The following is a 20,209-nucleotide window of genomic DNA, read 5'->3' as shown; positions in this document are numbered from 1 at the left end:
TCGTCAAGATTTAATTAAAACTTTGTGCCACAAATAGGGAGAATGATTGTCCGAAGATCCCTTGTATTACTTGGGTTGATTGAAATATCTGAAACAATTGGATAAGTTTTGCAATAAAAAAGGACTAAGCCTCAAATAAAGCTTAGTCCTGACTCTTTCTGAGTTTAAATCCCTATCGGATTACCTCTCAAATTAAGCGTTGCCACCCGTGATTTTTGCCACTTCTGCAGCGAAATCTTCTTCAACTTTCTCAATACCTTCGCCCACTTCTAAACGAATGAAGTTAGTCACTTTGGTATTCACTGATTTTAAGTAGTCGCCAACAGTTTGAGATGGATCCATCACGAATGCTTGACCGGTTAAAGACACTTCACCGGTGAATTTCTTCATGCGGCCTTCAACCATTTTTTCTGCGATTTCTTTTGGTTTACCAGAATTGATAGCAATGTCGATTTGAATTTGACGCTCGTGTTCAACCACTTCAGCAGAAACATCTTCTGGATTAACGAATTCAGGTTTAGATGCCGCAACGTGCATCGCCACTTTTTTCAATTCTTCAGCAGAACCTTCACCTGCTACTAATACACCAATTTTCGCACCGTGTAAGTATTGCGCGATCACATTGCCTTCAAGGTAAGCAACACGGCGAATTGTCATATTTTCACCGATTTTCGCCACTAATGCGGCACGTTTTTCTTCAAATTGTGCTTGTAGTTGCTCGATAGTCGTACCTTTGTTTGCTGCAGCGTAATCTGCCACTTCATTGGCTAAACCTAAGAAACCCGCATCTTTTGCCACGAAGTCTGTTTCACAGTTCATTTCAATTAACACACCGAAACCGGCTTCAACGCGTGCGATGATAACACCTTCTGCTGCCACACGACCTGCTTTTTTCGCTGCTTTTGCTTGACCGGATTTACGCATGTTGTCAATGGCTAACTCAATATCACCGTTAGCTTCAACCAATGCTTTTTTACATTCCATCATACCTGCGCCGGTACGTTCACGAAGTTCTTTAACTAATGCTGCTGTAATTTCAGCCATTTTTCCAATCCTCTGTCTGAAAGTGCGGTCATTTTCGCCACACTTTTTAGATAAAAATACAGGGGCAATTTCTCGCCCCTGTGCCAATTAATCGTTTTGATTAATAAGGGCTATGACTTATTTTGATAACTTGAATTATTCTGCATCCGCAGCGGCTAACTCTTCTGCAACAGCCGCTTCGTTACCACGACCTTCTTTTACTGCTGCCGCAGCGGCAGTTAAGTAAAGTTGGATTGCACGGGTCGCATCATCGTTACCCGGGATAACAAAATCAACACCGGCCGGTGTAGAGTTGGTATCAACGATAGCAAAAACAGGGATACCAAGATTGTTGGCTTCTTTCACTGCGATATGTTCGTGGTCTGCACCGATAACAAATAATGCATCCGGTAAACCGCCCATATCTTTGATACCGCCAAGGCTTAATTCAAGTTTTTCCATCTCACGGCTACGCATTAACGCTTCTTTTTTGGTTAATTTGTCGAAAGTACCGTCTTGAGATTGTGCTTCTAAATCTTTTAAACGTTTAATTGATTGACGAACTGTTTTCCAGTTAGTCAACATACCACCTAACCAACGGTGGTTAACATAATATTGTTGACAGTCTAATGCTGCAGCTTGCACTGCCTCTGATGCCGCACGTTTTGTACCCACGAATAAAATTTTACCGTTATTGCTCGCAATACGCGTTAATTCAGCTAATGCCTCGTTAAATAAAGGTAAGGTTTTTTCAAGGTTGATGATGTGAACACCGTTACGCGCACCAAAAATGAAAGGTTTCATTTGTGGGTTCCAGTAACGAGTTTGGTGTCCGAAGTGTACGCCTGCGTTGATCATTTCACGCATTGAAACTTGTGCCATAATATTTTCCTTTTATTTGGGGTTGAGCCTCCACATATCAGCTCATCGACCGTTTGGCACCCCGATGAAGCCTTAATGATATGTGTGTGTTATTTAAGTTAAAAATTCACTCTTTTTTACGGAAAAAAGAGCGGTGCGATTTATACCATAAAGTGCGGTTAAATTCTAGTTTATTTTTGGGTTTGCCGCATTTTCTTTGCTCGTATGAAAAGCAATACCGGACGATGCTGTAAATCTTTAAATTCAGCGTGCCATTGAGGTTGATCTGCCAACATGGGTTCGGCCATCTGTTCAATTTGAAAACCTGCCGAAATAATATGATTAATAATAGTAGCAGTGGTGCGGTGATAGGTTTTAAAAGGCTGTTTAAACCAATTTCTTTCCCGCTCACCTTCATCACGATAATGATTCAATCGGTATGCCACCTGTTGTTTGTTTTCATCTTTTTCCCAACGCTCCCCCATTTTATGGCAAGTAGTGATGGGGTGTTCTTGAGAAAACACTAATGTTCCTTCCGGTTTTAATTTTTTGAAAATCGCCATTAACAACGCCGGAAAATCCTGCACATAATGAAAAGCAAAAGAGCTGGTGAGGACATCAAAATTTTCCTCAGGCAAATCCGCAAGGTTTTCCATTGCAAGTTGATATAAAGAAAAACGCCTGTGAAATTGACCGCACTTTTCTAAATCTATTTGTGCTTGTTTTAACATATTGGCGGATAAATCCATTCCGACTACTGCTCTTGCACCCCGCTCCAAGTAAAGTGCTAAATGCCCACCGCTACCACAACCAAGATCCAATAACGTTTTGCCTTGAAGATCGGGCAAAAGAGAAAGCATTGTCGGTTTTTCTACGATTTCATTCAAACTCATCGGGTTTTCGCGAAGCTGTTGATAACGCTCAAAGAAGTTTTCCCTATCATAAACGCTGGTGTTGTTCTTCATGGATAATGCCTGTTGGTGAAAGCCAAAATGTAAAAGGGCGTATATCCTACGCCCTTAGAATGCAATGGGAGAGGATTATCCCATAAAACTTGCAAACCAGCCTAAATTAGCGCCCACTTGTGCCACAATATTAAGCACACCAAAGAGGATAATAAAACCAATCATCGCATTGCCACCATAAACCCGATAAGTGGCATTCGGGAATTTTTGACGGCTTGCTTTCGCAAGCAAGGCCGGCACGATAGCCGCCCAAATGGTTGCCGCCAGGCCCGCATAACCAATGGCGATCACAAAACCATAAGGGAATTGGAGGCTTAACAACAAAGGGGGTAAAAAGGTGACCAAGGTGGTTTTTGTTCGCCCCATGAGGCTGTCGTCAAATTTCAATAAATCCGCGATATAGTCGAACAATCCCAATGTCACCCCAAGGAAAGAACTGGCAATTGCCATATAAGCAAAGAAATTCAACATGACTGCAATATAATCCGTTTCAATATAGCGGCGTAATGCTTCAAGTAATGCGGAAACATCACCGCCTTTTTCAATCACCGGGGCAAATTCTGCACGAGGTAAATTGCCTTGAATCGCAAGCTGCCAGAGAATATAGATAATGAGCGCCAAACCGGTACCGGTAAAAATGGCTTTCATCACCCGATTGCCATCACGTTGATAATATTTCACAAGGCTTGGTACATTGCCGTGGAAACCGAAGGAAACCAAACACACCGGCAGTGCGGTCAATAAATAAGGTAGATATTGCTGCTCGCCTTGTGCCACCGTATTAAATAAAACCTCTGTTTTTACTGAACGGAGCAAGCCTGCGGTAGAAAGAAAAAAGGCGATAACCATCCCACCAATTAATATTGTGGTAAAACGATCGACCGCTTTGGTTGAAAGCCAGACAAATGCCGCTAAAACCAAGCAAAAAATCAGTGAGCCGGAAGTCCGCCCAATATCAACCGCACTTTCGCTACTACTCAACAGCTGATTGAATAAATTTTGTGTAATACCACCCCCTGAGGTGATATAGGCATAGGTTAAAATATAAAGCACAAAGGCAACCGATAACCCATTAACCACATTCCACCCTTTGCCAAGCAGATCTTTGACAATGGTGTCGAAACTTGCCCCTGTGGGATAATGCAAATTGGCTTCTAAAATCATTAAACCGGAAGTGGTCATACAAAACCAAGTATAAATCAGCGCAAGAAGCGAGCCGATAAACCAGACGCCTGCGGTTGAGGTGGGGTTAGCCAACATACCTGCACCAATGGCCGTACCGGCAATAATCATAGCACCGCCTAATAAAGAAGGGGATTTTTGTTGTGTCATAATCTATTCTCTAATAGCAAAAATTTGCACTATTATAATAGTGCAAATTAAAAACTCAATGGTTTTTTATTAGACAAGGTGATCGGACTTTTCTTATAATTTTGTTATCTCTAAAGTTGATACCCATAAGAGGAATTAAAAATGAAAAAATACATCAAATCGTTTGCCTTTGCTTCTGTCGCCGCATTAATGCTTAATGCCTGTGCAGATTCCGCTTCCATTAATCAACAAGCGGCCTCAAGCTATGCCCAAGAAATGGGTAAAATTCGCACCCAAGGAGCGGTAGATACCAGCTCTCAAACGGCAAAACGTATTCATCGCATTTTCAACAAAATGGTGCCTTATGCCAATAAAGAAAATCAAACCGGCCAACCTTTTAACTGGCAGATTACCGTCATTAAATCGAAAGAATTAAATGCTTGGGCTATGCCGGGCGGGAAAATGGCCTTTTATACGGGGTTAGTGGATACCTTAAAGCTCAACGATGATGAAATTGCCACTGTCATGGGGCACGAAATGGCACACGCCTTAAAAGAGCATGGTAAAGCAAAAGCGAATTTCGGTATGGCTACCGGCATTGCGGCACAATTGGGTCATATTGCCCTTTCTACGGTCATCGGTTCGGATCTTAGTGGCATTGCCGTAGGATTAACCAAAGATTTTGCATTAGATAAGCCTTACTCCCGTAGTGCGGAAACCGAAGCCGATGAAGTCGGCTTATTGCTGATGGCAAAATCGGGCTTTAATCCACAATTTGCCCCGGGGTTATGGGATAAAATGAGAAAAGCCTCCGGTGGTTCCAAAGGGGCATTAGATGCCTTGGCCTCCACCCACCCGACCGATGAAGATCGTCAAGAAAACCTACGCCGTTTGCTGCCAGAAGCGATGAAACTTTACGAAGCATCAAAAAAATAAAAACTTTTGCAAAATTGACCGCACTTTTAAGGTGCGGTTTTTTATCGGCCTAGCGTAGCAATAGCATCTTCTGCAAAAAAACAAAACCGCACTTCGTTTCCCAAAGTGCGGTTGAATTTTAAGGCGTTTTATTAATGTGCCGAGTTGGTTTCATTTTCTTCAAATACCGGTAATGGTTTGTGTTCCGTTGCCACATAACTATAAATGACCGGAAGAACAAACAAGGTGAAGATAGTTCCGATAGATAAACCGGCTACAATCACAATACCAATACTAAAGCGAGATACCGCACCTGCCCCTGTTGCATAAAGCAATGGAATAAGACCGGCCACCATCGCTGCGGTTGTCATCAAAATTGGACGCAAACGCACTTTAGCCGCCGCAGTAATCGCCTCAATACGGTTTTTACCATGCAATAATTGCTCTTCTTTCGCCACTTCACACATCAAAATACCGTGTTTGGTAATCAAGCCCACCAAAGTGATTAATCCCACTTGTGAGTAAATATTCAAAGTTGTGCCTGAAATACCAAAGAAGGACAAGAAGTTTAAGGTCAATAATGCACCACTTACCGCCAAAGGAACCGAAATCATAATCACCATTGGATCGCGTATTGATTCAAACTGAATAGCCAATACTAAGAAGATGATAACCACAGCGAGGGCAAAGGTAATTGCCAACGCATTTCCTTCTTGCACCAACTGACGGGATTCCGAACGGAAATCGTAAGTATAGCCCTGTGGTAAAGTGGTATCGGCGTGTTGTTGTAACCATGCCACCGCATCCCCAGTGGAGGTACCCGGCATAGGTACGGCTTGAATAGTTGCCGCATTTAACTGGCTAAAACGTGGTAAAGAAGTCGGTTGGGTTTCCAGTTTCATGCTAATTAAACTACTTAACGGCACCGATTCCCCGTTACTTGCCGTGAGGTAGTAATTTTTGAAACTTTCCGGCGAGAGGCGATCATCACGTTTTACTTGCGAGATGACTTTATAAGCCCGTCCGTCAATATCTACACGGGTAATGGTTGCCCCTGAAAGGAAACTGCCTAAAGTATTACTAATTTGTTGCATCGTAATGCCATAGGTTCCGGCTTTTTCTTTATCCACCGAAATGGTCATTTGTGCGGTGTCGTATTTCAAATCAAGATTGGTATAAACAAACTTGCCTGATGTCCGCATCGCTTCTAAAAACTTCTCAGCCGTATTGGCTAAAGCATTATAATCCTGTGCGGTTTTTAACACGATAGCAACCGGCGGGCCTTGCTCCCCCGTATCAATTTCAGGGAAGTTGAAAGCAGAAACTGACACTTCAGGAATGGCTTTTGCTTTGGCATTCAACTCGTTCATAATTTCCGGTTGCTTGCGTGAACGTTCTTTCCAATCCTTTAATGTCACAATGTTAAGAGATTGATTAGAACTTGGCGCACCGGCAATACTCATACCAAACCACACTTCCGGTGTATCCATGACAGTTTTCATATAAGGGGTCATGGCATCTTGGATATAATCCACATTCACATTAGAAGGGGCTGAACCAATGGCAATAAACGCACCTTTATCCTCATTCGGTGTTAATTCACTGGAAAGCGAGTTAAAGAGAAACGGTAATGTGGCAAAAATCGCCACGGCAAACACTACCATGGATTTGCGATTGTGCATCACAATATCCAACATGTAGTTATATACATTATTCATTTTCGATAGGGTGTGTTCTACTTTGCGTTCCATCCATGTCGGCTCAGCATTGGATTTCAGTAATTTACTGGTCATCATCGGTGAAAGGGTTAACGCCACCACACCTGAAATAAATACCGAACCGGCAAGGGTGAGGGCAAACTCTTTAAAGAGTGTACCTGTAATACCGCCCATCAATGCCATTGGCGAGTAAACCGCAATCAATGAAATGGTCATGGAAATGACCGGTAGCGCAATTTCACGAGTACCGATAATCGCCGCTCGGAATGGCGTTTCCCCTTCTTTAATATGACGGTCAACGTTTTCCAAGACCACAATCGCATCGTCCACCACCAAACCGATGGCAAGAATCAACGCCAATAATGTCATCAAGTTAATCGAGAAATCTAAACTTTGTAACATCATCAGCACCCCGATCAATGAAATCGGAATGGTGAGAACAGGAATGATAATGGCACGCAGTGAACCGATAAACATCAAAATCACCACCAATACGATCACCGTTGCTTCCACAATCGTTTTGATTACCTCATTAATCGAGCTATTAATGGCAATGGTACGATCGTAAAGAATATCCGATTCCATACTGTCCGGAAGCTGTTTTAGAATACTGGCGTAAAGCGGACGGATTTTCTCAGCCACCGTCAATGGGTTCGCAGAAGAGGTCGGATTGATCCCCAATACCACCGATTCCCCACCGTTTGCGGTCGCTCGTGAATTATCACTTTCTTTATTGAGTTCAACGGTGGCAATATCACGCAAACGCACTAAATCATCGCCATTAGAGGCGACAATCAAATTGCCCAACTGCTCTACCGATTTTGTGGTGGTTTCCACTTTATTACGATAGCTCACATAATAACCGTTATCACTCCCTGCTGCTGTTTGAATATTATTGGCAGAGAGCGCTGACATCACCTGTGAAGCGGAAAGATTTTGCGCCGCCATTTTTTGCGGATCTAACCAAATACGCATCGCATATTCCGTCGCACCAAAGATTTGGACTTCCGCCACCCCTTCAATGGTAAAGAACTGCGGTTTCACCACACGATTGATGTAGTCCGTCACTTGGCTAGAATCTAACTTGTTAGAACGGAAACTAATATACATAATCCCCGTTCCTCCTGATGAGGACGCCACCGTAGGATCTTCAATACCGCTTGGCAACTCCGAACGCACCGCATTCACTTTTGCCAATACATCGGCCAACGCCCCCGCCGGATCCGTATTTAATTTCATTTTTACGGTAATCGTTGAAGAACTTGGCGCACTTGATGAGGACATATAGTCAATATTATCCGCCTGAGCGATGGACTCTTCCAATTTAGAAGTAACGAATGCTTGAATGAGGTTCGCATCCGCCCCGGGATAAGCGGTGGTGACGGTAATCACCGTTGTTGTCATTTTAGGATATTCACGCACTGCCAATTTCGACACCGCCTGCAAACCTAAAATAATGATAAGCAAACTGATCGAAATCGCTAAAACAGGGCGACGAATAAATATATCTGTAAATTTCATTCGTATTTCCTAGCCTATTAGAGATTGGTTTTCTTCGCAGGTTCGGTTCCACCAACGATGTCTTTTTTGATCCATTCAACAAGGCTGCCATTACCAATACCTTGTTGACCACCGGTAATAATTTTATCGCCTACTTTCACTTCATCGCCTTGTAACTGGGAATAAATTCCTTGACGGTCTTTAGTAAATACCGTGATTTGTTTTGCACGATAGAGGTTGTCTAATTTCGGGTTGTCGGCAAATTTGGCTTTATCTTCTTCAGATAAAGGCGCTAACAAATAAGAAATTTCACCGTACATGTTATAGCTCACCGCCACTTGTGGTACGACGATTTGATTGGTTTCTGTCGGTAAAGCAATACGCAAACGAGAGAACATACCGGAAAGCAATTTACGTCCATCTTCAGGATCAAAAGTCGCTTGAATATCCACTAAACCGGTGGATGAATTAATTGCCGGTTCGATAGCTGTAATGCGGGCAGAAAAGGTTTCGCCTTGGCGGGCATCGGTGGTTGCCGTAACACGCTGACCAAGATGTAATCTGTCTAACTCATTTTGTGAAATGGCAAAATCAATTTTCATCGAACTGGTGTCTTCTACACGCACAATTTCTGTACCAATATTCACATATTGACCGACATTGACTTTGACAATACCTGCTTTGCCATCAAATGGCGCTACAATTTGGCGACGCTCAATCGTGGCTTTTAGGGATTCAATATTCGCCACTTGCGCATCATAAGCGGATTTCGCATTATCCACTTCTTGACGGGAAACGGCACTGCTTGATAATAAATTGGCATAACGTTGATAGGTTTGACGCAATGCCGGAAGTTGGGCTTGTGCTGCTTGAAGGCTTGCACGTTCAACCGAACTATCAAGCTCAACCAACAAATCGCCTTTTTTCACCATTTGTCCATTCTGAACAAAAACCTTAGACACGGTTCCTGCATTTTGCGCACTGAGCATTGCCCCCTGATTTGGACGAACAAGCCCTGTGGTATTAATCACCGGTGTCCACTCACTTGCTTTCACTTCCACTGCCGTCACCGGACTTGAGGCTTCCGGCATATTGGCAATGGCTTTACCGATCATAATGCCGCGTAACACATTAAAACCGATCACACCGGCAAAAATTAAAACAAACACCACTAAAACAATTTTCATAACGAAAACATGTGAGCGTTTTGGTCGAGCTGTTTGAGTTTGACTCATTTGTTTAAAACTCCATAATACAAAATAATGCTTATTTCTGAATTGCTCGCCAAGAGCGTTCAATCACAGATTCTAAAATTTCATGAGTGAGTTCCACATTTAAAAACTTCATATCCGATGCCATCGTCATTGCGGTTTTTAAACTCAATTGGAAAAGCACATCATTGGGTAAATCAGCTAATTCATCCGCCGCTTTCCCTTGCAAACAAAAACGATCCCAACAACTATTATCAATTTCTCGACAAAGATCAGTAAAATGAGGTAAAGACTGATATTGATTCAAGTTTGATAAAATGGTGGGATTTTCTTGTAAAAATAGCCAAATGTTCCACCACATTCGTCCATATTGTTTAAAAAAGGATTCTGCTTCATCAAAATCCTTTTCAAGTGCCGCTACAAAGAGCGAAAACACACGCCGAGCGAATTGTTCTAACAATTCATCTTTATCTTTAAAATAAAGATAAATCGTTCCCACAGCAATCTTGGCTTCTTTGGCCAATTTTTGCATTGAGAGGTGATTTAACCCCTCTCTTGCCATGAGGCAATCCACTGCCATAAAAATTTGCTCAGCAAGATCTGTTTTAGCATGCCGCATAAATAAAAAACCTTAGGTTTAAAAATAAAAAAGTGCCTTTCAGCCCATAATGAACGAGCGTTCATTTTAGAGATTTTTCATTTTTTGGCAAGTTAAAAACACAAAAAAGTGCGGTCATTTTTCACCACACTTTTCCTTATCACAATGAGGTCGAGTCTCCCTCGATTACACTAAAATCTACATCCCGATAATCACACAACCTGCCACAGATTTTGCTTTATCCTGTGCTTGAGAAGCCGCATCTCGGCTTGCAAAGGGGCCGACACGAACCCGGTTCCACTCGCCATTGACCATTACTTGCGCATTAATACCGGACATCACTAAACGTCCTTGTAAATTTTCTGCTTGAGCCCGGTTTTTAAACGCACCGCACTGTAAACCAAAGCGTTTACCTTCGCCGGCTGTCGCTGTTGTTGCCGGTTTGCTTTCTTCTGTTTTAGTTTCTGCTTTTTTCGCTGTTTCTACTTTCACCGTTTCAGGCTTTTTCACCGTCTCCGGTTTCTTCGTGGTTTCCGGTTGTTTTTTTACTTCTTGTTTCGGTGTTTCTGTCTTCGCCGTTACCGTTTGTTGTGCTGTTACGGCTTGTTGTGCCTTTTCAGCCTCTTCTGCTTTGCGTTTTTCTGCCAATTTGCGGGCTTCTTCTGCCGCTTTTTGTTCTTTTTCCATTTGAATTAAGACTTGGCGTTGTTCCTCCGTTAAACGCATATTTTTCTCGACACTCGAAGGCTTATCATCCACCGGCACAGTGCGGGTTTCTAATGCTTTAATATAACTCCACACTTCTTCCGGGCGATTGGGTAACACACTTTTTGGTGGTGTTTTTTCAGGCTGTTTTGCCACTGAAACAACCGGTTCGGGGGTTTTGCTTTTTAAAAAATAAAGCCCAATGCCAAAGGCAAGTAATACGCCTAAGGCAACGCCTATTAATAAATTTTTATTGGTTGTCTTTTTTTTCTTATTTGAACCACGACGGGCTGCAAAATCTCGATGTGCCACGATAAATCCTAAAAGTTAATGATTTCTGACTATGCTAAAAATTTGCCAAGTTTACTGAAAAATATCGTAATTTTCTAGCTAAAATCCTGAGGATCCACATCTAAAATCAACCGCACTTGGCTATTTTTTTCTAAATTCGCCTGTTGATATTCCCGTAATACCCTTTGTAACGCCTGGCGAGAGGGGTGCTGTAAAAGCAATTGCCAACGAAATTGCCCTGCTTTTTTGCTCAAAGGTGCAGGCATTGGCCCTAAAATTTGTAATCCCTCAATGTTTTTTGTGTGAAAAAAATCAGCGATCCGAAATAAACATTCTTCAGCCTGTTCACTCAAACGGGCCTGTGCTTTAAACAAGGCTTGGAAACTAAAAGGCGGCAATCCCATTCGATGACGTAAGCTTAAGGTTTCTTCAGCAAATGCCGGATAGCCTTCCGCTAACAAAGTGGTAAGTAAGGGATGATCCGGATAATGGGTTTGCAGCACCACTTCCCCTTGTTTCTCTGCACGGCCGGAACGGCCTGCCACTTGTACATAAAGCTGCGCCAACCGTTCTTCTGCACGAAAATCCAAGGAAAACAGCGCACTGTCCACATTGACCAAAGCCACTAAAGTAACATTCGGAAAATGGTGGCCTTTTGCCAACATTTGCGTACCTATTAAAATTTGGCTTTTGCCTTGCTGAATGTTCTCTAAATAGCTTTCCAAAGAACCTTTTCGAGATGTGCTGTCTCGGTCTATGCGGGCGACTGAATAAGCGGGAAACTGCGCTTTCAAGGTATCTTCTAACTGCTCTGTGCCTAACCCTGTTGTGACTAAATGGGTCGAACCACAATCGCCACATTGACGTGGTATGGTTTTCTGCGAACCACAATGATGACAACGCAACACCCGTTGATGTTGATGATAGGTATAAGGTTTTTCACAATGAGGGCATTGTGCAATCCAACCACATTCGTGGCAAAGCAAAACAGGGGCAAACCCACGACGGTTGAGAAATAATAAAACCTGATTGCCTTTTTTAAGGTGATTTTTCATTCGGGCCAACAAGGGCTGCGATAACCCTTGTTGCACCGGTTGATTTTTCAGATCAATAACAAACTGACGAAGTGCCGCCGCATTTCCCGCTCTTTTCGATAAAATCAAATGTTGGTATTTACCGTTTTTGACATTGTTAAGGCTTTCTAAACTTGGCGTTGCTGATCCCATTAGCATAGGAATATTCAGTTTTTGAGCCAGCACAATCGCCAAATCTCGAGCATGATAACGCCAGCCATCTTGTTGTTTGAAAGAACTGTCCTGTTCTTCATCCAAAATAATCGCCCCTAAATTGGCAAATTGGGTAAATAATGCAGATCTTGTACCAATCACTACCGCACTTTGCCCGTTTTTTGCCCGAAGCCACACATTGAGCCGTTGGGTATCATTCAAATGCGAATGGAGAACATCAATTTCCACATTAAAACGAGCCTTAAAACGTTGAACGGTTTGTGGGGTCAACCCGATTTCCGGCACCAATACCAACACTTGTTTGCCGGATTTCAAGATCTCTTCAATATATTGCAAATAAATTTCTGTTTTACCTGAGCCTGTTACCCCCTCCAGTAACCACACATTAAATTCACGTTGAAACATCAATCGGCTAAAAGCTAAGGCTTGTTGTTTGTTTAACGTCAGACGATTATCAACATTCACTAAGGGGGTATTGCCCAAAACCGCTTGCCAGCTTTTTGCCTCCTCTTGCACAGCGATCTCTTGTACAAAATGTTTGCGTTTTAATGCCGACCAAACAGAAGGGCTAAAATCCCCCTCGCCTTTTTCCAAATCCTTTTCTGACAAATATCGCAAGGCTTCCGCTTGTTTTTTCGAACGCTTGAGTTCATCGTTGCACAGGGCATTTTTTCCTTCTTCCGTGATACGCCAAAAAGTGCGGTCATTTTTCACCGCACTTTCACCGTTACGCAATTTCACCGGCAAAGCTTGAAATAGCACCTCTCCCAATGCACCCTGATAATAATTTGCCGCCCATATCAACCAATCCCAAGTCACAGAGGAAAAGAGGGAGGTGGTATCTAAAGGGGCAATAATTTCCTTTAATTTCTCTTTGGGGATCGCTGTGGTTTCCGGTAATTGCACCACTATCGCCACTTTTTTTTGCCGTCCAAAAGGCACAAGCACCCGTGCGCCAATCTCCAAGGACATATCGTCAGGAATCAAATAGTCAAATAAACGAGGAAGTGGCACAGGCAGTGCGACACGGACAATTTTCATAATCACCTTCAGGAAAAAATTTGGCGTATTATACGGGAAAACACCCTGATTTCGTGTATAATCGCCGGCAATTTTACACATTCATTTAACAATCTAAAAGTGATGAAACCGACCTTTGCCGATCAAAAACGAAAAACTGTCGAAACTGCTGAATTTACCGAAGAGGGACGTTATAAACGTAAAATACGCAGTTTTGTATTGCGTACAGGGCGTTTAAGTGAATTCCAAAAAACCATGATGAACGACCATTGGGGAGAGCTGGGATTAGACTATCAATCCTCCCCTTTTGACTTTGTGAACATTTATGGCAATACCCATCCGGTCATTTTAGAAATCGGCTTTGGCATGGGGAAATCTCTGGTAGATATGGCCTATGCCAATCCGGATAAAAATTATCTCGGTATTGAAGTACATACGCCGGGGGTCGGTGCCTGCATTGCCTATGCCGTAGAAAAAGGGGTAAAAAATCTTCGTGTGATCTGCCATGATGCCACTGAAATTTTACGCGATAGCATTGCAGATAATACATTAGGGGGATTACAGCTCTTTTTCCCCGATCCTTGGCATAAAGCAAAACATCACAAACGCCGCATTGTTCAACCGCACTTTGTCGATCAAGTGGTGAAAAAACTGGCTGAAAATGGCTTCATTCATATGGCAACCGACTGGGAAAACTATGCGGAACAAATGCTTGAGGTACTCCGAGCAAATGCTCATTTAGTTAATACCTCTGCACAGGGGGATTATATTCCCCGTCCGAGTTTTCGTCCATTAACCAAATTTGAAGCCCGTGGACAACGGCTAGGGCATGGTATTTGGGATTTATTTTTTACAAAGAAATAATTTTTGATTTTATAAAGGCATCAGTAAAATGCTGATGCTCTCATTCATTCCACATAACAATCCAAATAGGAGAAGCGCAATATGTCTAAATCTTACAATCAACGCCAGCGTAAAAAACTTCATCTTGCCGAATTCCAAGAATTAGGCTTTTTGGTCAATTTCCAATTTGCCGAAGGCACTTCAATTGATACGGTGGATGAAGTGATTGATCGTTTTATCGCAGAGGTAATCCAACCAAATGGACTGGCTTATGAAGGCAGTGGCTATCTACACTGGGAAGGGTTAGTATGCTTAGAAAAAATCGGTAAATGTGATGAAAGCCACCGTGAAACCGTAAAAAAATGGCTTGAAAGCAATGGCTTACAACAAATCGAAATCAGTGAATTATTTGATATTTGGTGGGATTATCCATCCTCAAAAGCTTAAATCTTTAAGCGAAAAACAGCATAAAAGGGTAACACTTTTTATGCTGTTTTTTTAATTAACGGTATGATGTCGCAAAATTAACAAAAAACCGACCGCACTTTGTACTTTGCATCAGGTTTCGTTTATGGATTACTACTCTTATGAGAGGGGAAAAATACAAATTCTTGACACTGAAAGGTGACACTCACGGTCGCGTTTAAAGGTAAATCCGTACTTTCATAAGCAATAAGATGAATGCCGTTAATAGCAATCTGATAACGATAGTACTGACCTAAAAAAAGTTTATCCCTCACTTTCCCTTGTCCGTTTTCATCTAATTTGAGCAAGATTTGTTCGGGACGAAGTAACCATTCATAATGCCCTATGGCATAGTCCATTTCAGGAAAAAGATGATAAGTTCCAATCGGGCTTTTCAATGTTTGGTTGGCTTGAATTTCACTCTCAAGATAATTTGTGTTGCCGAGAAAATCCGCTACAAAGTGATTAATGGGATTGTGATAAAGCTGAGTGGGTGAGCCAATTTGTACAATTTTTCCTTGATCCATCACGGCAATTTTATCGGCAAAAGCAAAGGCTTCTTCCTTACTGTGTGTCACAAAAATAGCGGCAACTTTTTGATTTTTTAAGATCTGTTTAATTTCTTGGATCATCGCATAACGGGTTTGGCTATCAATATTGGAAAAAGGCTCATCCAATAAAAGTAACTCAGGTTTGCAAGCCAACGATCGCGCAATAGCTACCCGTTGCTGTTGTCCACCGGATAATTCGTGTGGAAAACGCTGTTCAAACCCGGCCAATTTCACCACATTCAGCATTTGTTGAGTGAGATTTTTTTGTTCACTTTTTGTCAATTTAGTCAAACCAAATTGGATATTTTCCGCTACGGTTAAATGGGGAAAAAGTGCGTAATCTTGAAAAATCAACCCGATTTTACGTTGCTCCACAGGGATGGGGTTCATCACCCTCCCCGCAAGTTTTACTGTGCCTTGCGAAGTTGGAATAAGGCCGGCAATCGCTTTAAGCAACGTTGTCTTGCCACAACCGCTTGCACCGAGTAAACAAACGATCTCGTTTTCTTCAACATCAAGATCAAGGGATTCTAAAATCTGATTTTGTTCAAACCTACAGCTGAGTTGCTGCACTTCAAGTAATTTCATTTAACGCTCTTTTTGTGATTGAGAAATCAGCGAGCGGGTGAGCCAAATCACAGGAATCAACCCAACTAACACCAAGATAACCGCCGGCATGGCGGCCCGCTCTAGCTGTTCGTCCGAAGTAAAAGTGAAAACGTAAGTGGCCAGCGTATCAAAATTGAAAGGACGCAGTAATAACGAGGCATTAAGCTCTTTCATACTTTCAATAAAGACCATTAAAGCGGCTGTGATCATTCCTTTAGAAATGAGCGGGATATGAATATGCCTAAACATATTTGCGCCGCTTTTCCCCATGGTTTGGCTTGCCATATCTAATGTGGGGGATACTCTTTCTAAACAGGCACCAAGGCTTCCAATTGCCATTGCCAAAAAACGAATGGTATAAGCTAACACTAAAGCAAAGATCGAACCGGAAAAAATCAGTCCAACTGGTTTTAATTCTAAGCTTTTGAGCAAACTATGCAGTTGATGATCGGCAAAGGTGAGCGGAGAAAGTAAGCCTATTGCCAACACCGTCCCGGGAATGGCATAACCAAAACTTGATAAAGAAAGGGAAAGTCGGGTTATTTTTCCAAAAAATGGGGTATTTTGAGATAACCGATGGGCAAAGTGTAACAACAGGGCAATACATACCGTTGTCACCGCCGCAATTGAGGACACTTTTAAACTGTTTGAGGCAAATTGAACAAAATCTAAATTCCACGACTGTTCAAAATAATCAATCGACCAAAAAATCAATCGCCCAAATGGAATAAAAAAGGCGATAGCCAATAGCCCCCAACACCATGCTAACGCTAAACCACCTCGCCAGCCTGTTAACCTTTTAACATGGGTTTTCTTTTCATAGCCTCGTTGGTAGCTTTTCTGTTTGCGGCGGCTGTATTGTTCGAGGCTGATAAACAGAAAAACCATCATCAGCATAAAAATTGAGATACGACTTGCTGTGCCAAGATCGTGAAAACTCAACCACGAATCATAAATGGCGGTCGTCAAGGTAGGCAACGCAAAATAAGCAACAGTACCAAAATCCCCTAAGGTTTCCATGGCAACCAATGCCATCCCAACGGCAATAGCGGGGCGAATAAGCGGAAAAGTCACCCGGCGAAAAATTTGCATCGGGGTAGCCCCCAGCATTTTCGCACTGTGCTGTAAATTTTCTGATTGCTCTAAAAATGCCACTCGAACAAGAAGAAAAATATAAGGATATAGCACCAAAGCAAGTACAAAACACGCCCCGTAAAGGGTTCTAATTTGAGGAAACCAGTAGTCCTGTGGGGTTTGCCAGCCAAATATATTGCGTAAGAACGCCTGAAAAGCGCCTGAATAATCCAGTAAATCCGTATAAAGATAAGCAATTAAATAAGCCGGCATGGCAAGAGGCAAGCAAAGCAACCACTGTAATGAACGCTGTCCCCAAAACTGAAAATTGGCTACTAACCAAGCAGAAGGGAGGGCAAAAAATAATGCGAGCACGACAGTCCCTATCACCAATAAGACGGAATTCATCACATAGCGACCAAGCATCGTATTCCAAAGATGGATAAGATTATCCGTCTCACCGTCTAAGGCATGGTACGCAATGGCGAGCAACGGTAATAGAATAAAAAGTGCGGTCAAAATCGCAAACAATTTCCAAGGTAAATGCCGGGTCATTTAAAGGGTTTTCTCATACAAATTCTGTGATTTAGCAATCCAAGCGAATATGATTAGCTCGAAAAATATCTGTTATTAAGGATAAATCATTTTAGACAGTAAAACGAGCCTTAACAAATTTTGAAAAATCTCATTTTGTTAAAAGCTCGTTTTTCTTTTAATTAAGAAAGCTTAATCGTGATTAAAATTCATCGAATTTTACTTCATCCACTAACTTTAAAGCTTTCTCATAATTTTTAGCGATGGTTTCCAATTTTAGCGTATCCGGTGTAAAGGTTCCCCAACCTTTTACTAATTCGGAAGGTTCCACACCTGCTTTAACCGGGTATTCGTGGTTAAGTTGTGCATAAAGTTTTTGTGCTTTTTCACCACTTAAATATTCCACAAGTTTTATCGCATTTTCTTTATTTGGTGCATATTTCGCCAATGCTACACCACTGATATTAACGTGTGTACCATATTTTCCGGCAGGGAAATTGATCACAGCTGCTTCAGCCCAAGCTTTTTGTTTTTCATCGTCTAACATTTTTCCGTAGTAATAGCTGTTACCGAGTGAGTAATCACAAACCCCTTCTTTGATTGCTTTCACTTGATCACGGTCGCCACCTTGAGGTTTTTGCGCTAAGTTTGCTTTTAGCCCTTCTAAAAAGGCTTTGGTTTTTTCTTCACCATAATGCTCAATCATTGAAGCAAACAGTGAAACATTATAGGCATTCTTGCCTGAACGCACACAAACTTTACCTTTAAATTCCGGTTTAGCTAAATCTAAATAATCGAAACCTGCCGGTAATTTTCCAACTCGATCTTTAGAGGAATAAATCACTCTAGCTCGTGTCGTTAAACCATACCATTTGCCGTCAGAATCACGATATTGGGCAGGAATATTTTCGTCTAAGATTTTAGAGGTGAAAGGCTGTGCTAAACCTTCATTAACAATTTGCATGACACGGGAAATATCCACCGTCAATAACACATCAGCCGGACTTAATTCGCCTTCTTGTTTGACACGTTCCACCAAACCTTTATCAGCAAAAATCACATTCACTTTAATGCCGGTGTCTTTCTCAAAATCTTTGAGCATAGGTTCGATAAGATAAGGTTGACGATAAGAATAAACATTCACTTCATTGGCGGCCAATGCCGAAGTAGAAAGCAATGCAGAAAGGGATAATGCAAGGGTGGTCAATTTTTTCATGGGATTTCCTCCGTAAGAAAGGGGGTTATTATGTGTTAATGGTGTGGGAATTCTAAAAGGTTATCTTACTTCCGTCAATAAGAATTATTCTCATTTTTTGTTTGCGCCAGTATTAATCGGCTGGCTGCCATTCTTCCCTTTACGAATAAAAAAATAAGCGACGATATTTCGCCGCTTATCAGTTCTCATACCAAGAGATTACGCTGGGTAAACAGGAAGACGTTTACAAATAGCTAAGACTTTCTCTTTGGTCGCCTCAATCACTTGTTCTTCGTTTTCTTTACCAAGTGCATCTAAAATATCACACATCCAACCCGCTAAATCACGACAATCTTGTTCATTAAAACCACGGCGGGTTACTGCCGGTGTCCCCACTCGAATACCGGAAGTGACGAAAGGTTTTTGCGGATCGTTAGGCACAGAGTTTTTATTCACCGTAATATTGGCTTTACCTAATGCCGCATCAGCCGCTTTCCCTGTTAAACCTTGTTTAATAAAGCTTACTAGGAACAAGTGGTTTTCCGTACCATTTGATACCACATCATAACCACGTTGTTTGAATACCTCGACCATCGCTTTCGCATTTTTCAATACGTTCGCTTGATAGACTTTGTATTCCGGTTCGAGTGCTTCTTTAAAACACACTGCTTTTGCCGCAATAATGTGGACTAATGGGCCACCTTGATTCGCCGGGAATACGGAAGATTGTAATTTTTTATAGATTTCTTCATCACCACAAGAAGAAAGAATTAAACCACCACGCGGTCCCCCTAAAGTTTTATGGGTGGTTGTGGTGACAACATGGGCGTGTGGTAATGGGTTTGGATATAATCCCGCTGCAATTAACCCTGCTACATGTGCCATATCAACAAATAAATATGCGCCTACCTCATCGGCAATTTCACGCATTTTCGCCCAATCCACCACTTGAGAATAGGCAGAGAAACCGGCAACAATCATTTTTGGTTTCGCTTCTAACGCTTTTTGACGTACATCTTCGTAATCAATTAAACCGTCTGCTGTAATGCCATAAAGCACCGAATTATAAATTTTACCGGAGAAGCTCACTTTTGCACCATGAGTTAAATGCCCACCATGTGCCAAGTCCATTCCAAGGATCGTATCACCTGCATTAATTAATGCCCCATATACGGCGGCATTAGCCTGGGAACCGGAGTGAGGCTGTACATTCACATAATCCGCACCAAATAATTCTTTTGCACGGTCAATGGCAAGTTGTTCCACAATATCGGCATACTCACAACCACCATAGTAACGTTTACCCGGATAGCCTTCCGCATATTTATTGGTGAATTGACAACCCTGTGCTTCCATCACCCGTGGGCTTGCATAGTTTTCGGAAGCGATTAATTCAATATGCTCTTCTTGACGGCGATTTTCGTCCAAAATCGCTTGCCATAATACCGGATCGTAATCAGCGATATTCATATTTTTAGTAAACATGGTGTTCTCCTGTTATGTGATTTGTGATCTATAGTGTAACTGCTTATTCATTGAAATTTAATTAAAATTTCATGCATATTTTTCATTA

The 20,209-nt window shown here is 42.0% G+C and carries 16 protein-coding genes; 3 read left to right on the top strand and 13 right to left on the bottom strand.

Annotated elements, in window-relative coordinates; all coding sequences use genetic code 11:
* Nucleotides 1–192: 192 nt before the first annotated feature.
* The 4 genes from tsf to mtr all read right to left on the bottom strand — a co-directional run bounded on the left by tsf (nt 193) and on the right by mtr (nt 4,181).
* Nucleotides 193–1,044, bottom strand: a complete 852-nt coding sequence (gene tsf, locus BKK48_RS07130) for a translation elongation factor Ts (RefSeq protein WP_077427443.1) — start codon at nt 1,042–1,044, stop codon at nt 193–195.
* A gap of 135 nt (nt 1,045–1,179) precedes the next feature.
* On the bottom strand, nt 1,180–1,905 hold the full coding sequence (rpsB, locus tag BKK48_RS07125; protein WP_077417577.1) for a 30S ribosomal protein S2: 726 nt from the start codon (nt 1,903–1,905) through the stop codon (nt 1,180–1,182).
* Between the two features lie 170 nt (nt 1,906–2,075).
* Nucleotides 2,076–2,849, bottom strand: coding sequence for a class I SAM-dependent methyltransferase (locus BKK48_RS07120; RefSeq protein WP_077427442.1), 774 nt, complete (start codon nt 2,847–2,849; stop codon nt 2,076–2,078).
* Nucleotides 2,850–2,924: 75 nt separating this feature from the next.
* Complete coding sequence (gene mtr / locus BKK48_RS07115; RefSeq protein ID WP_077427441.1) at nt 2,925–4,181, bottom strand: tryptophan permease; 1,257 nt, start codon at nt 4,179–4,181, stop codon at nt 2,925–2,927.
* A 141-nt stretch (nt 4,182–4,322) separates the two neighbouring features.
* On the opposite strand from mtr, the gene BKK48_RS07110 reads away from it, so the two are divergent.
* The gene (locus BKK48_RS07110; RefSeq protein ID WP_077427440.1) at nt 4,323–5,096 is read left to right on the top strand and encodes a M48 family metallopeptidase; all 774 of its coding nucleotides are present in this window, start codon (nt 4,323–4,325) and stop codon (nt 5,094–5,096) included.
* Nucleotides 5,097–5,227: 131 nt separating this feature from the next.
* Here BKK48_RS07110 and acrB read toward each other — a convergent pair whose 3' ends face one another.
* The 5 genes from acrB to priA all read right to left on the bottom strand — a co-directional run bounded on the left by acrB (nt 5,228) and on the right by priA (nt 13,386).
* Nucleotides 5,228–8,314 (bottom strand): multidrug efflux RND transporter permease subunit AcrB, encoded by a 3,087-nt coding sequence (gene acrB, locus BKK48_RS07105; RefSeq protein WP_077427439.1) that lies wholly within the window; start codon nt 8,312–8,314, stop codon nt 5,228–5,230.
* 17 nt (nt 8,315–8,331) lie between these two features.
* Entirely contained in the window at nt 8,332–9,528 is a 1,197-nt protein-coding gene (acrA, locus tag BKK48_RS07100; RefSeq protein WP_077427438.1) for a multidrug efflux RND transporter periplasmic adaptor subunit AcrA, read from the bottom strand.
* A gap of 31 nt (nt 9,529–9,559) precedes the next feature.
* Complete coding sequence (acrR, locus tag BKK48_RS07095) at nt 9,560–10,123, bottom strand: efflux transporter AcrAB transcriptional repressor AcrR (RefSeq protein WP_077427437.1); 564 nt, start codon at nt 10,121–10,123, stop codon at nt 9,560–9,562.
* Nucleotides 10,124–10,300: 177 nt separating this feature from the next.
* On the bottom strand, nt 10,301–11,119 hold the full coding sequence (gene ftsN / locus BKK48_RS07090; protein WP_077427436.1) for a cell division protein FtsN: 819 nt from the start codon (nt 11,117–11,119) through the stop codon (nt 10,301–10,303).
* A gap of 74 nt (nt 11,120–11,193) precedes the next feature.
* Nucleotides 11,194–13,386, bottom strand: a complete 2,193-nt coding sequence (gene priA, locus BKK48_RS07085; protein WP_077427435.1) for a primosomal protein N' — start codon at nt 13,384–13,386, stop codon at nt 11,194–11,196.
* A 102-nt stretch (nt 13,387–13,488) separates the two neighbouring features.
* On the opposite strand from priA, the gene trmB reads away from it, so the two are divergent.
* Entirely contained in the window at nt 13,489–14,229 is a 741-nt protein-coding gene (trmB, locus tag BKK48_RS07080) for a tRNA (guanosine(46)-N7)-methyltransferase TrmB (RefSeq protein WP_077427434.1), read from the top strand.
* An 81-nt stretch (nt 14,230–14,310) separates the two neighbouring features.
* Nucleotides 14,311–14,655, top strand: a complete 345-nt coding sequence (locus BKK48_RS07075; RefSeq protein WP_077427433.1) for a YggL family protein — start codon at nt 14,311–14,313, stop codon at nt 14,653–14,655.
* Nucleotides 14,656–14,777: 122 nt separating this feature from the next.
* On the opposite strand, the gene BKK48_RS07070 is transcribed toward BKK48_RS07075, so the two are convergent.
* The 4 genes from BKK48_RS07070 to glyA all read right to left on the bottom strand — a co-directional run bounded on the left by BKK48_RS07070 (nt 14,778) and on the right by glyA (nt 20,121).
* The gene (locus BKK48_RS07070; RefSeq protein WP_077427432.1) at nt 14,778–15,812 is read right to left on the bottom strand and encodes an ABC transporter ATP-binding protein; all 1,035 of its coding nucleotides are present in this window, start codon (nt 15,810–15,812) and stop codon (nt 14,778–14,780) included.
* Nucleotides 15,813–17,462 (bottom strand): ABC transporter permease, encoded by a 1,650-nt coding sequence (locus BKK48_RS07065; RefSeq protein WP_077427431.1) that lies wholly within the window; start codon nt 17,460–17,462, stop codon nt 15,813–15,815.
* A gap of 181 nt (nt 17,463–17,643) precedes the next feature.
* The gene (locus BKK48_RS07060) at nt 17,644–18,657 is read right to left on the bottom strand and encodes a Fe(3+) ABC transporter substrate-binding protein (RefSeq protein WP_077427430.1); all 1,014 of its coding nucleotides are present in this window, start codon (nt 18,655–18,657) and stop codon (nt 17,644–17,646) included.
* Between the two features lie 198 nt (nt 18,658–18,855).
* Entirely contained in the window at nt 18,856–20,121 is a 1,266-nt protein-coding gene (gene glyA / locus BKK48_RS07055) for a serine hydroxymethyltransferase (RefSeq protein WP_077427429.1), read from the bottom strand.
* Nucleotides 20,122–20,209: the final 88 nt, after the last annotated feature.

This window comes from Rodentibacter heidelbergensis, assembly GCF_002000125.1.
GTDB classification, from domain to species: domain Bacteria; phylum Pseudomonadota; class Gammaproteobacteria; order Enterobacterales; family Pasteurellaceae; genus Rodentibacter; species Rodentibacter heidelbergensis.
The sequence above is the reverse complement of the archived record's forward strand: the minus strand, read 5'-3'. Positions and strand labels throughout refer to the sequence as shown.

Excerpts from the sequence above, each read along its gene's own strand:
- tsf (WP_077427443.1), bottom strand. The coding sequence starts at position 1,044 with ATGGCTGAAATTACAGCAGCATTAGTTAAAGAACTTCGTGAACGTACC.
- rpsB (WP_077417577.1), bottom strand. The coding sequence starts at position 1,905 with ATGGCACAAGTTTCAATGCGTGAAATGATCAACGCAGGCGTACACTTC.
- BKK48_RS07120 (WP_077427442.1), bottom strand. The coding sequence starts at position 2,849 with ATGAAGAACAACACCAGCGTTTATGATAGGGAAAACTTCTTTGAGCGT.
- mtr (WP_077427441.1), bottom strand. The coding sequence starts at position 4,181 with ATGACACAACAAAAATCCCCTTCTTTATTAGGCGGTGCTATGATTATT.
- BKK48_RS07110 (WP_077427440.1), top strand. The coding sequence starts at position 4,323 with ATGAAAAAATACATCAAATCGTTTGCCTTTGCTTCTGTCGCCGCATTA.
- acrB (WP_077427439.1), bottom strand. The coding sequence starts at position 8,314 with ATGAAATTTACAGATATATTTATTCGTCGCCCTGTTTTAGCGATTTCG.
- acrA (WP_077427438.1), bottom strand. The coding sequence starts at position 9,528 with ATGAGTCAAACTCAAACAGCTCGACCAAAACGCTCACATGTTTTCGTT.
- acrR (WP_077427437.1), bottom strand. The coding sequence starts at position 10,123 with ATGCGGCATGCTAAAACAGATCTTGCTGAGCAAATTTTTATGGCAGTG.
- priA (WP_077427435.1), bottom strand. The coding sequence starts at position 13,386 with ATGAAAATTGTCCGTGTCGCACTGCCTGTGCCACTTCCTCGTTTATTT.
- trmB (WP_077427434.1), top strand. The coding sequence starts at position 13,489 with ATGAAACCGACCTTTGCCGATCAAAAACGAAAAACTGTCGAAACTGCT.
- BKK48_RS07075 (WP_077427433.1), top strand. The coding sequence starts at position 14,311 with ATGTCTAAATCTTACAATCAACGCCAGCGTAAAAAACTTCATCTTGCC.
- BKK48_RS07070 (WP_077427432.1), bottom strand. The coding sequence starts at position 15,812 with ATGAAATTACTTGAAGTGCAGCAACTCAGCTGTAGGTTTGAACAAAAT.
- BKK48_RS07065 (WP_077427431.1), bottom strand. The coding sequence starts at position 17,462 with ATGACCCGGCATTTACCTTGGAAATTGTTTGCGATTTTGACCGCACTT.
- BKK48_RS07060 (WP_077427430.1), bottom strand. The coding sequence starts at position 18,657 with ATGAAAAAATTGACCACCCTTGCATTATCCCTTTCTGCATTGCTTTCT.
- glyA (WP_077427429.1), bottom strand. The coding sequence starts at position 20,121 with ATGTTTACTAAAAATATGAATATCGCTGATTACGATCCGGTATTATGG.